The sequence below is a fragment of the Candidatus Paralachnospira sp. LCP21S3_A2 genome, assembly GCF_052118925.1.
In the GTDB taxonomy this organism is placed as follows: domain Bacteria; phylum Bacillota; class Clostridia; order Lachnospirales; family Lachnospiraceae; genus Lientehia.
Window position 1 is genome coordinate 16,113 of sequence record NZ_JBQKGG010000003.1, and the last position, 13,215, is coordinate 29,327.

The following is a 13,215-nucleotide window of genomic DNA, read 5'->3' on the forward strand; positions in this document are numbered from 1 at the left end:
AGTTAAAAAATGGAGAGAAAAATGGGACGTATTCAGTGTCATATTGACGGACTTCGAAGCTGTAAAAATAAGGAAAAACTTCGTGTGTATATCTGCGGCTGGTGTGCCGTGGACGGTGCCGGAGATTATACGCTTTCAATCGGAACCGAAAAAAGAAAGCTTTCGTTTCTGGCGGAAGAACGGGTTGTCCGTCCGGACGTGGCGAAGGCCATTGCCGGAAAAGGCTCAGTCTCGGAAAAAGCGCTGTTCGGCTATTACCTGGCTATCGAGCTTTTACCGGAAGAAACCGAAAGAAAGCTGATCCTGTCAGCAGTGAAAAACGGGGAGACGAAAAAGATCGCTTCCTGGAAGCTCAGAAGTCTGGAAGAGATGAGCGGAAATGCACCGGTGCTGTATGAGATCGAACAGGCAGGAAAGACAGAAAAACAGGCAGTGATCCAGGGCTGGGCGGTTAGTGTCCATGGAGAGAAATTATCCTATAAGCTGACTGACGATCGGGGAAGATCAGTTCCCGTTAAGGAGCGCAGAATGCTCCGGCCGGAGCTGGGGCTTCTGTTTCCGGATCTGGACATGAAGGAAGAAGATGCGGCAGGATTCCGACTGAAAGTGGAAAATCCGCAGAGCGCGTATTATGATCTGGATATTTCGGACGGTACCGAAACCAGAACGATCCATATTTCCCAGCGGGAGTTTGCACGGGCAGAAAAGAAGGGAAAAAAGAGGTATCATGCCTTGAAAATCCTGGCAAAAGAACTTCGTCCCAGTGTGCTGCGCCATGATACCAGTGTGCTGGTAAAGAAGGGGCCGGGGGCACTGTCAAAGGAGTGGCGTGACCGTTATACGGTGCAGGAATATAAGTATGACCGCTGGTTCCGCGACCATGCGGTGACAGCAGAAGAGCTGGAAAAACAGCGCAGTGAGACCTTTGCCTATGCACCGAAGATCAGCGTGATCGTTCCGGTTTATCATACGCCAAAGGCGTTTTTAAAGCAGATGATCGGTTCGTTACAGGATCAGTCCTACAAAAACTGGGAATTATGTCTGGCGGACGGCGGGACTGATGATCAGATCGTGGAACGGATCGTAAAGAAATATATGGAGCGTGATGCCAGAATCCGTTATAAAAGGCTGACAGAAAATAAAGGAATCGCCGGAAATACAAATGAGGCTATGACACTGGCCACCGGAGAATGGATCGCACTTCTGGATCACGATGATATCCTGACACCGGATGCGTTGTATGAAGTAGTAAAAGCCATAAATGAACATCCTGATGCTGAGGCAATTTATTCCGATGAAGATAAGGTTTCCATGGATCTGAAAACCTACTTTGAGCCACATTTTAAATCGGATTTTAATCCGGATCTGCTCCGCTCCAACAACTATATCTGTCATCTGTTCACAGCGAAAAAGAGTCTGGTGGATACGGTCGGCTGGTTCAATTCCGAGTTTGACGGTTCCCAGGATTATGATTTTATCCTGCGGTGTACGGAACGGGCAAAGGAAACGTATCATATTCCCAAGGTGCTTTACCACTGGAGAATGCACCAGAATTCCACAGCGGCTGATCCGGAGAGCAAGCTGTACTGCTTTGAGGCCGGAAAACATGCTATTGAAGCGCATTTAAAGCGGCTGGGCCTGAAAGGCGAGGTCAGCATGTTCCCGGGCTATTATGGATTTTACCGGGTTCGCTATGAGGTGCAGAAAAAAAGTAAGGTATCGATCCTGATTCCCAATAAGGATGAGAAAGAAAGTCTGAAAAAGTGTGTGGATTCGATCCTGGAAAAGACGATTTATCCGAATTATGAGATCGTCATTGTGGAAAATAACAGTACCACAAAGGAAATCTTTGAGTATTATAAGGAACTGGAACAGAATAAGCGGGTCAAAGTACTGACCTGGAAGGATAAATTCAATTATTCTGCTATCAATAATTTTGCGGAGCAGAACAGCGACGGAGAGTATCTGGTGCTTTTAAATAATGATACGGAGATCCGAAAGGGAGACTGGCTGGAACTGCTTCTGGCAGATGTCCAGCAGCCGGGCGTTGGCATTGTCGGCGCAAAGCTTCTGTATCCGGACCGCTCGATCCAGCATGCCGGTGTGGTAATCGGGCTTGGCGGAGTGGCCGGTCATGTGTTTTCTACGTATCCTGGAAATTATATGGGCTGCAACGGACGTGCACAGCTTCAGCAGACGGTCGGCGGTGTGACAGCGGCCTGCCTGATGGTGAGCAGGTCGGTATATGAAGAAGTCGGCAGGCTGGAAGAAGATATTGCGGTGGCATTCAATGATGTGGATTTTTGCCTGAAGGTACGGAAGGCCGGATATCGGATCATGTATGAGCCATGGGTTGTGCTGAATCATTATGAATCCAAAAGCCGTGGCGCGGAGGATACGCCGGAGAAACAGGCACGGTTTGTCGGAGAGGTTCATTATATGGAACACAAGTGGGGAGAAGAACTGACCAAGGGTGATCCTTATTATGGGAAAAACTGTCTGATGGAATTAAAGCTGTGATCTGTCGTCAGAGAAGACGGTAAGGGAAAAATGCCTGGGTTGATAAAGAACGGAATCAATGCTATAATTAAAGCAATATTGCCTAAAAATAAAAACGAAAACCAGAAAGGAAATTAAAATTATGGGAAAAATAAAAGTAACGACCTGTGGAATTAAGGGACTTTATGTGATCGAGCCGACGGTGTTCCCTGATGAACGCGGCTATTTCATGGAAACTTACAATCTCAATGATTTCAAGGAAGCCGGACTTGATATGGTCTTTGTACAGGATAACCAGTCCATGTCCAAGAAGGGCGTGCTGCGAGGCCTTCATTTCCAGAAGCAGTTCCCCCAGGGCAAGCTGGTCCGCGCTGTGAGAGGAACCGTATTTGACGTGGCTGTGGATCTGAGAGCAGATTCCGAGACATACGGAAAGTGGTTTGGTGTGGAGCTGTCCGCAGAGAATAAGAAGCAGTTCTATATTTCTCCCGGATTTGCACATGGATTCCTGGTGCTGAGCGATGAGGCTGAGTTTGCCTACAAGTGCACGGACTTCTATCATCCCGGTGATGAGGGCGGTGTAGCATGGAATGATCCTGACATCGGTGTGGAATGGCCTATCGAAGAGGGAATGGAACTGATCATTTCCGAAAAGGATCAGAAGTGGAAGGGCTTAAAGGAAACCTTTAAGTTTTAAGGATTTAAGGTGGTAAAGGTAGATCAATGAGTAAAAAGCATAGTTTAAAGAAAACCTGCGGAGCCATTCTCGGACTGTACGTGCTGCTTGCTGTTTTATTTGTGGTGCTTGCACAGGACTATATCCGGTATACGCCGGAGGAAACGACTGCCGTCGGAGAAACAACGGAAAAGGATCTCGGCGAACTGACGGACGGAATGAGCGTCATGCAGGTCCTGGATCAGGAACTGCGATATGTGAGCCGGGTGGAAGCATATTTCCTGACATACGGACGGGAAAATAAAGGAACAGTCCGTATGGAGGCAGTCGACACGGGAAATGACGAGGTTCTGGGTACAAAGGAGATCACGGCAAAGGAGCTGGGAAACGGCGCCTGGCAGAATTTTGAGTTTCAGAACAAGATTGATACCAGTAAATTACAGGGAAAGCTGGGGATCCGTTTTGTGTTTGAGGGAAGCGAGGACAGCAGCGCTGTTACCATGACGACCGAGGCGACACAGGACGATACGCAGGAGCTTCTTGTAAACGGAGAAGTAAGACCGGGCCAGGTGCTTTGTATCCGGATTGGCCAGTTTACGGATTCCGATAACACAGCCTGGTATTATGTGATCCTGGCGGCGGGCTTCGCGATCCTCGCAGTGTTCTGCGGCTGGAATCTTATGCAGGAGAAAAAAGGCCGGATCACATTCTTTGTGAAAGCGGAGCTTATGCTGGAACGGTATGAGTTTCTGATTCAGCAGCTTGTGTCAAGAGATTTTAAAACAAAATATAAGAGGTCTGTCCTCGGTGTGTTCTGGAGCTTTTTAAATCCGCTGCTGACTATGTCGGTTCAGTATATGGTATTTTCCAGAATCTTCCGGTTTCAGATCCCGGCCTATCCGGTTTATTTGCTTACCGGTGTGGTAATGTTTAATTTCTTTAGTGAAGCAACAACCCAGGCTATGAATGCAATTACCGGAAATGCGTCGCTGATCACGAAGGTGTATGTACCGAAATATATTTATCCAATATCCAAGGTGCTGTCAACCTCGATCAACCTGCTGTTTTCGCTGATCCCGCTGTTTTTGGTGGCCTGGCTGACCGGCAGGGGAATCCACTGGGCATATCTGATGATTCCCTTTGGTATAATCTGTTTCCTGGTATTTGTCGTCGGGGTATCGTTTTTTCTGTCAACGGCGATGGTATTTTTCCGGGATATGCAGTTCCTCTGGGGAGTATTTACCATGCTCTGGATGTATGCGACACCAATTATTTATGATATTTCGATTCTGGAAGGAACTTTCCTGTATTCTTTCCAGAAGATCAACCCACTCTATTATTATATCACGTTCTTCCGGACGATCATAATTGATGGAGTTTCACCGGCACCTGCTATGTATGTATCCTGCGTGCTGTTTGCGCTTCTGGCGCTTCTCATCGGCGGAGCTGTATTCCGAAAAGCACAGGATCAGTTTATCCTGCATATTTAACGAGGTGTGAACAATGGTGATGATAAAAGTAAACGACGTTTCCATGCGGTTTCTCATGGCAAACGATAAAATATCCAGTATTAAAGAGTTTGTGACGGCGTTTCTGAAGCGGAAACTGAAGTTTAAGGAATTCTGGGCGCTGCGTGACATTAACTTTGAAGTAAACAAGGGCGAGGTCGTCGGGATCATCGGCCGGAACGGAGCCGGAAAAAGTACGATCTTAAAGATCATTTCCGGGATCATGAAGCCCACCACGGGGAATGTGGAACGGTATGGAAATATCGTTCCCATGCTGGAGCTTGGATCTGGTTTCGATATGGATCTCAGCGGAAAGGAAAATATTTTCCTGAACGGGGCAATCCTCGGATATTCCAAAGAGTTTCTGGAGAGCAAGTATGACGAGATCCTGGAGTTTTCGGAGCTGGGAGATTTCATTTACAGCCCGATCCGGAATTATTCTTCCGGTATGCTCATGCGTCTGGCTTTTTCCATCGCAACGGTGGTGGAGCCGGAGATCCTGATTGTTGATGAGATCCTGGCAGTGGGAGATGAAAACTTCCAGCAAAAAAGCCGCAAGCGCATGATGGAGCTGATGAGCGGAGGAACTACGGTACTCTTTGTATCTCATAACCTCTGGCAGATCCGGGAAATGTGTGACCGGGTGGTATGGCTGGAGGGCGGACATGTAAAAATGTTTGGGCCGGTGAATGAGGTATGTGACGCATACGATATTTCCGGGCCTGACGGACGATAAAAAGCAGGAGACTCAGTCAATCTCAATGAATGAACGAAGAGGTGGAAAAATGGAGAAAAGAACGGTATTGGTAACAGGTGCAAACGGCTATATCGGACGCCATGTGGTAAAGGCGCTTCTCGATATGGGAAACCGGGTGATCGCAGATGACCTGGTGCTGGACAGCATTGATGATCGGGCAGAGAAGATCTCAGTTCCGATTTTTTCCGGTGATGAAAATATTTATGAACAGCTTGGCTCTCCCGATGTCGTAATACATATGGCATGGAGAAACGGGTTTGTGCACAATGCGGATTCGCATGTACTGGATCTGCCGGCCCATTATACGTTTATCAAAAATCTTCTTGCAGGCGGTTTAAAGCATATTGCGGTAATGGGAACCATGCACGAGATCGGTTACTGGGAGGGCGCCATCGATGAAAACACTCCGGCGAATCCCGGTTCTTTATATGGCGTAGCAAAAAATACGCTCCGCCAGTTAACCCTTCAGCTTGCGAAGGAATATGACGCGGTATGCTACTGGATCCGTGCATATTATATTTTAGGTGATGACATCAAGAGCCATTCTATCTTTACAAAGATCGCCCAGATGGAAGCGGAAGGAAAAGAGACGTTCCCGTTTACCAGTGGGAAAAACAAGTATGATTTCATCCAGGTGGACGAGCTGGCAGATCAGATTGCACATGTTGTAAATCAGGATGAGGTAAATGGTGTGATCAACTGCTGCAGCGGTGTTCCGGTATCTCTGGCTGATAAAGTTGAGGAATATATCGAGACCCATCAGTATAAGATCCGTCCGCAGTACGGTGCATTTCCGGACAGACCGTATGATTCTCCCGGTGTATGGGGAAATGCGGAAAAGATTAAAAAAATCATGGGATAAGTTCAGGGAAAGGATAAGAACTGCATGAAGCTGAAAAAGGGAAGTACCAACAGAGGAATCGTTTATTTCTTTTATGACAGACAGGGTGTTGTTGACCGCTATGTGATCTATATGCTGGAGCATTTGAAGCAGTGCTGTAAGGACCTGTTTTTTGTTGTAAACGGAACTCTTACCGATGACAGCAGAGAAAAGGTGGCAAAGGTAGCAGACAAAGTCTGGGAAAGAGAGAACAAGGGACTTGATGTAGCAGCATATAAATATGCGCTGGAGCACATCGGCTGGGAAAACCTGGGAAATTACGATGAACTTGTTCTTATGAACCACACGATCATGGGACCGGTCTATCCGCTTATGGAAATGTTTGACAGCATGGGCAGCCGTGATCTGGATTTCTGGGGAACAAACATTTTCTACAAAGTCGGATTCGATCCTTATGGAATCATCGAGTGCGGTTATATCCGGGATCATTTACAGTCCCATTTTATTGTGGCGCGCCAGTCGCTTCTGAAGAGCAAGGATTACCGGGAATACTGGGAGACTCTTCCGCCGATTACCAATTACAAGGAATCGGTGGCTTACCATGAGACGTATTTTACCCATCATTTTGCAGAGCTGGGCTATAAGTGGGAGGCTTATGCACACTGGGACGGCCTGGAGCAGTACAGCGAATATCCGCTGTTAAAGATGCCGACAGAGCTGTTAAAGCGGACCCACTGTCCGTTCTTCAAGCGCCGCAGCTTTATGCACGACAATCAGAACGATTATATCTGCTCTACATTCGGAGAGCCGACAGCGAAGCTGATCGAATTCTTAAAAACGGAAACCGACTATGATACCGATATGATCTGGGAGAATGTGCTCCGCTGCGATAATCAGGCAGATATCAAGCAGTGTGCAAACCTGAATTATGTGCTGTCCTCTGTTCAGTCCGAAGATATGGGCGAGGTAGTAAAGAAAAAGGGCGCAGCGCTGATCTATCATTTTTATTATGAGGATTGTCTCGCAGACTGCCTAAAGTATGCGGCGTCCATGCCGCCGGAAGCAGATATTTATATCACCGTTGGCAGCGAAGAGAAAAAGAAACTGGTGGAAAAGGCGTTTGCATCGTTCCCCAACAAGGTGGAAGTGATCCTGATCAAAAACCGGGGACGTGACGTGAGTGCGCTTCTTATCGGAGCAAGAGAGGTAGTTCCGAAGTATGAGTACATCTGTTTCGCCCACGATAAGAAAGTTACACAGCTTCGCCCCATGACCCAGGGAGCGGGATGGTCCTATAAATGTTTCGAGAGTGTCCTGAAAAACCGGGATCTTGTAAACAATGTGATCCGTACTTTTGAGGAAAATCCGAGACTTGGTATGCTTTCCCCTGCACCGCCTAACCATGGCGGGTACTATTCACTATTGGGAGACGAGTGGACCACGAATTTTGACCATGTGAAAGAACTGGCGGAAAAACTGGGCTTTGGTGTTTCCATTAAAAAAGAGAAAGAGCCTATTGCTCCGATTGGAACGATTTTCTGGTTCCGCAGCAAGGCGTTAAAGCCGCTGTTTGATGTGAACTGGAAGTATGAGGATTTTCCCAAAGAGCCGTCTGCCAATGATGGCACCCTGTCCCATACCATTGAACGGTTTTATCCTTATGCAGTTCAGGAAGCTGGTTATTATCCGGCCTGGGTGTTCAGTGACAATGTGGCAGCACAGGAGATCACAAATCTGACTTATATGCTCCGCGGCTATAATATTACCTTAAAAGAAGCCGGTCTCAACGGCGCATATTATAACGATGCCTATAACAATCTTCGGAGAAAGTTAGAGATGGAAAAGAAAGTCCTGGCACCGAAGCTGTATCTGGACTACGGAAAGGACTTTAACGAGAAGGATACCATCGAAGTTCCCAACTGGGATCGGGAAAATCTCCGGGCAGAGTTTTACTGGCCGGAAACGCAGGGCGTTCCGATAAATGTGCGTCTGGATCCCAATGAGAATGGTGGATTTATTCTGAAAGATCTGGAACTGTTTTATATTTACGGCCCGGAGAAAAGGAAGCGGATCCAGGCTCAGAAATATTTTACCAATGGAGAGGGAGTTCCTGGCGGAATTCTGTTTCGTGGAGAAGATCCCTGGATCATTATCCGGGAGGTTCCTTCAAAACAGAGACCAGTCGGTATCTCAGTTTACGCAAAGGTTGACTTTCAGGAAGACGAAAAGAAAAAGGATTAAGCATACGGAGGTGAAACACGGTCTGGCATGAGGAAAAAGAGAGGAATCACAGCAGTTGGCTTTGGGGTATTGTTTCTGGGGCTCCTGATGGGAGGCAGTATGAAGGCGAGAGCAGAAGCTCCCTTAACACTGGGAAATCTGCCGGAGATCGCAGTCAACGGAGGAACCATCGTATCTGCGGAAGCGGGAACGGTATATTATGCAGATACGGAAGCAGGGGGGGTGTTCTGCACTCAGAACGGAGAAGCTGTTCAGATCACCGAAGATGAGGCAGCAGGACTGAACCTGAACGGCTCCCTTCTCAGTTACATTACAGAAGAGGACGGCAGTTATGTGATCCGGGAAAGAAATCTCGATTCCGGAGCAGAGCGGGATCTGTACCGGTCTGAGACAGAGATCAGCCAGCTTTACCGGTCATCGGAACAGGAGCTGTATTTTCTGACAGACGGTGCAGTTACGGCCTACGATCTGGAAAGCCAGACGGAAGAACGGTATGCGGATGGGGAGATCACCTCGTTCATACCGGTTCAGGACGGATATTTCTATACAAAAGAAAGCCGTCTGCCGGATGCAGCGCTTTATTATAATGGACGGCTGCTGAAAGAGCACGTAAGCAGCTATTACATAAACAAAGACCGGCTGATCCTGACACAGGACGGTTTCACCTATCAGATCACCTTATCGGATCTGGCAAACGGAAAAGATCCCGAAGCACAGATTCGTATTTATGAAGCAGAGGAAACGTCCGGAATTGCCGTGCAGACTGCGGAAGAAGCACGATGCACGTATGAGGCGGACAATGCGGACGTAGTCAGCACTTATGCGCAGACCCGAACCAGGGCATCAGCACCGCAGAAAGTGACCTCCGGGTATGAGACTGCGTCAAAACGGCAAAAAAATATGGTAAAGCGGATCCGCCAGATGACGGAGATCCAGTGGACACCGCTGGAGGACATCATCGGCTGGGATGCGGATTATGTGTTCCATAAAGGGACGACCTACACTGGACTTCCTTACGGACAGCCCATTGACGGCGTGTTTGTTCCGTGGTCTACGTCTTTGTCAGGCTTTATTAAGGCAGTCAATGATATTCAGAGCAAGATGTATACGGACTATTCTGATTATGCAACTACGCGGGCTCCGTATTATTCATCAGACTGCAGCGCCTTTGTTTCCTGGGCATGGAACCTGACCGGACGACGGACGACCAGCAGTCTTCCGACTTACGGAGATAAGATCGATTCTTCCAGTATCTATAACATTCAGATCGGAGATGCGTTTGTTTATCCGGGAAACCATACGGCGATTGTATCTGACATCGGATATAATGCCAATGGAACCATTGTCTACATTGATATTGCGGAGCAGACACCGCCACAGACGCAGGTGATCCGTTACGGAACCGGAGGAAGGTATACACTGGCATATCTGCAGACAAAATACTGGAACGGTGGATATACGCTGTACCGCCTGAAAACTCAGTATTCGGTGACATACACCCATGACTGTGCTGTGCCTATTGATGACAGCTGCGATAATTGCAGTCTGTTAAAGGCTCCGCCTGTGATTTCGGTAAAGCAGACGGGAAACAGCACCGTGCGGTTCCAGTGGAATCCGGTGCCGGAGGCTTACGCTTATGGAGTCCTTCGTTCCACAAGCCGGTATGGCACTTATACGCTGATGGACATTGTAGGGAGCGACAGGCTCTATTATGATGATTCCGATATTAAAGCAGGAACGACGTATTATTATAAAGTGTACGGGCTTGCCTATAAAAACGGAACGTGGATCGAAGGAGATATATCAGACAGCCTGAGGCTTTCCACCGTTGCGACACCGAAAAATCTGAAAGTGGAGGCAGAGACGGATACTTCGCTGAAGCTGACCTGGGATGCGGCATCCGGTGCGGATATGTATGGAATCCTCCGTTCGGAGTCACGGGACGGTACCTATCAGTGGCTGGTGGCAACCAATCAGACTTCCTATATTGATACAAACTGTGCAGAAGGAAAGTTTTACTATTATAAAGTCTATGCGGCGGCAGGCTCCGGGACGGAATGGGTCAACAGCGATTGTACAGATGCCGTACCCGGGAAAACAGCAGTAGGTACGGTCAGAGATCTGGCAGTCAGTGCGGACAGTAAGGCCGGGACAGCAACGCTGGGCTGGACAGCAGTTTCCGGGGCATACGGATATGGAATCCTCCGTTCTGAGAAGGAGAACGGAACATATACCTGGATCAGTAATACCGGAGAGAATTCCTATACAGACCGGAATCTGAATACCAGAAAGACTTATTATTATAAAGTATTTGCTCTTGAATATGATGGAAACGCGTGGACAAGAGGAAAGGAATCGGCAGCAGCAGGAGCTTATTTTATGAAGGCTCCCCAGGTGAAGGTACAGATGAATACGGCCGGTGTGGAGCTGAACTGGACCGCAGTTGGTGGGGCCGGGGTATATGCTGTGCTCCGGGCAGACAAGGTAAATGGAACGTATGAATGGCTGGGAGCGTCCTATGGAACCAGCTATTCTGATGAAAGCGGAAGTCCGGGAAAAGATTATTATTATAAAGTATATGCGGCACGCAGCCAGAATGGAGTCTGGAGCAATGGAGATGTTTCTGCCGCGGTGATCGGTGTCCGTACATTTGGAAGCGTATCCGGGCTTAAGAGCAGTTACGGAGAAGGCATCCGCGCCGTCAAGCTCACTTGGAATGCCATGGATCATGCCGCTATGTACGGCGTGCTCCGGTCAGACAAGGTAGGCGGACCGTACGAATGGCTGGGAGCCGTGAACGGAACCAGCTTTACCGATGAAAATCTTCAGCCGGGAAAGACGTATTATTATAAAGTATATGCGACGGCAGTTTACGGCGGAACCTGGTACAATGGTACAACCGGAGCAGCTGTCTCCGGAAGTGTCCTGGCAGCGCCGAAGAATGTTCAGGTGACAAGCAGAAGGGGAGATGCCCTGGCAGTATCCTGGAGTGCAGTTGCAGGGGCAGACTATTACGAAGTATACATGGCACGGCAGGAAAACGGGACATTGGAAAAAGTCGGAGAAGTGCAGGAAAACCAGTATGTGTACGAGAACCTGAAGCCAGACGATGTCCGGTATTTTGTGATCCAGTCTGTCTGCATGGTTGACGGAAAAAGAGGTATCGGCGGGTTCAGTGGTTACGCAAAAGGAATGGTAGAGATGGGAATCCCGGAAAAGCTGGCGGCAAGACCGGGAGGAGAAAATTATTCCGTCAAACTCACATGGAATGCAGTTGCCGGCGCAGAGGTATATGGAGTACTGCGGGCCGAGTCTGAAAATGGAACGTATCAGTGGATTGGTATGACAGGAGTGGCTGACTATACGGATGCCGGACTTGATACACAGAAAACTTATTATTATAAGGTGTATGCGGCACGGATGACCGGTGGAACATGGGAGAATGGCGCGCATTCGGAGGCTGTACGCGGAAGCGTATGCCCGGGGCCGGATGGAGTACAGGTATATGCAGAATCTTCCTCAGCGCTGAAACTTACCTGGAATGCGGTTCCGGGAGCATCAGCTTATGTGGTCTATCAGGCTGCCAATGGTTCCCTCATACAACGTGGGACGGTATTTGGAACAGAATATGTCGATCAGGGACTGATCTATGGAACGGAATATCGGTATCTGATCCAGTCTATGGTCTATGTGGATGGACGATGGGCTTTAGGCGGGACCGGAAGCTATGTTGGCGGAACAACACAGATCCAAAAGGTGACACAGGTTTCTGCATCGATCAATACGATTAACGGAATCGTACAGCTTTCCTGGAATTCCTCGGATCCCAATGCATTGTACGGGATCCTCCGCTCGGAACAGGAAAATGGTGATTATCAGTGGCTGGGCGTTGTGAATGGATCCATGTACGAAGACATTACGGCTCACGCAGAAAAAACTTATTATTATAAGATATATGGTACGATCAATTCCAATGGAATGTGGTATAATGGAGAAAGCAGTGATCCGCTTCTGGTCCAGATCCCCAGAACCGCACAGTCGATCGGCATTGACGTATCGTATCATAACGGCGCCATCGACTGGAATGCGGTGGCACAGACGGAAGTCAGCTTTGCCATGATCCGGATCGGATACCGGAGAAATGCAGACGGTGCGCTGATCGAAGATGTCCGCGCGGCGGAGAATCTGAGAGGGGCGCTGGACGCAGGGCTGGATGTGGGCGTTTATTTTTTCTCAACGGCAGTGAATGTGCAGGAAGCCCAGGAGGAAGCGCAGTGGGTACTGAATTATATCAGCAGATACAACATCACGTATCCGGTGGCTTACGACTGTGAAGGCTATGGCGATTCGTCAAGCCGTATGTATCAGGCAGGCCTGACAGCAACACAGCGAACCGATCATGCTGTATCATTTATGGACATGATCCGGGAGGCCGGTTATGAACCGCTTATGTATGGAAGCAAGTATCACCTGGTGAACAGCTGGGAACTTGGCCGTCTGGAATCTGCGTATCCTATCTGGGTTGCACAGTGGCCGTCGCAGGTACCTGTTTATCCGAACCTAGGACAGTCAACGTATGGCCGGGTACATAAAATGTGGCAGTATACAGACCGGGGGACAGTTTCCGGGATTCGTGGAAATGTTGATATCAATATCTGTTATGATGGATCATAAAAATATAAAGGAGTAGAAA

General features: G+C 48.4%; 7 protein-coding genes. All 7 read left to right on the top strand.

The features are described from left to right. The first annotated feature begins 21 nt into the window (after positions 1-21). The 7 genes from ACTQ3K_RS03470 (at position 22) to ACTQ3K_RS03500 (ending at position 13,196) form a co-directional block, all read left to right on the top strand. Positions 22-2,520 carry a glycosyltransferase family 2 protein gene (locus ACTQ3K_RS03470; protein WP_441566073.1) on the top strand — a complete coding sequence of 833 codons (2,499 nt, stop codon included), beginning with the start codon at positions 22-24 and terminating at the stop codon, positions 2,518-2,520. Positions 2,521-2,641: 121 nt separating this feature from the next. Next, positions 2,642-3,196 (top strand): dTDP-4-dehydrorhamnose 3,5-epimerase, encoded by a 555-nt coding sequence (gene rfbC / locus ACTQ3K_RS03475; RefSeq protein ID WP_441566072.1) that lies wholly within the window; start codon positions 2,642-2,644, stop codon positions 3,194-3,196. 26 nt (positions 3,197-3,222) lie between these two features. Next, entirely contained in the window at positions 3,223-4,665 is a 1,443-nt protein-coding gene (locus ACTQ3K_RS03480; RefSeq protein ID WP_441566071.1) for an ABC transporter permease, read from the top strand. Between the two features lie 19 nt (positions 4,666-4,684). Continuing rightward, positions 4,685-5,419 carry an ABC transporter ATP-binding protein gene (locus tag ACTQ3K_RS03485; protein ID WP_441566087.1) on the top strand — a complete coding sequence of 245 codons (735 nt, stop codon included), beginning with the start codon at positions 4,685-4,687 and terminating at the stop codon, positions 5,417-5,419. A gap of 49 nt (positions 5,420-5,468) precedes the next feature. After that, on the top strand, positions 5,469-6,302 hold the full coding sequence (locus ACTQ3K_RS03490) for an NAD-dependent epimerase/dehydratase family protein (protein WP_441566070.1): 834 nt from the start codon (positions 5,469-5,471) through the stop codon (positions 6,300-6,302). 24 nt (positions 6,303-6,326) lie between these two features. After that, positions 6,327-8,522 carry a rhamnan synthesis F family protein gene (locus ACTQ3K_RS03495; RefSeq protein WP_441566069.1) on the top strand — a complete coding sequence of 732 codons (2,196 nt, stop codon included), beginning with the start codon at positions 6,327-6,329 and terminating at the stop codon, positions 8,520-8,522. A gap of 27 nt (positions 8,523-8,549) precedes the next feature. Beyond that, positions 8,550-13,196, top strand: a complete 4,647-nt coding sequence (locus tag ACTQ3K_RS03500) for a GH25 family lysozyme (RefSeq protein WP_441566068.1) — start codon at positions 8,550-8,552, stop codon at positions 13,194-13,196. Positions 13,197-13,215: the final 19 nt, after the last annotated feature.

Coding starts and splice junctions, on each gene's coding strand:
- ACTQ3K_RS03470 (WP_441566073.1), top strand. CDS start 22: ATGGGACGTATTCAGTGTCATATTGACGGACTTCGAAGCTGTAAAAAT.
- rfbC (WP_441566072.1), top strand. CDS start 2,642: ATGGGAAAAATAAAAGTAACGACCTGTGGAATTAAGGGACTTTATGTG.
- ACTQ3K_RS03480 (WP_441566071.1), top strand. CDS start 3,223: ATGAGTAAAAAGCATAGTTTAAAGAAAACCTGCGGAGCCATTCTCGGA.
- ACTQ3K_RS03485 (WP_441566087.1), top strand. CDS start 4,685: ATGATAAAAGTAAACGACGTTTCCATGCGGTTTCTCATGGCAAACGAT.
- ACTQ3K_RS03490 (WP_441566070.1), top strand. CDS start 5,469: ATGGAGAAAAGAACGGTATTGGTAACAGGTGCAAACGGCTATATCGGA.
- ACTQ3K_RS03495 (WP_441566069.1), top strand. CDS start 6,327: ATGAAGCTGAAAAAGGGAAGTACCAACAGAGGAATCGTTTATTTCTTT.
- ACTQ3K_RS03500 (WP_441566068.1), top strand. CDS start 8,550: ATGAGGAAAAAGAGAGGAATCACAGCAGTTGGCTTTGGGGTATTGTTT.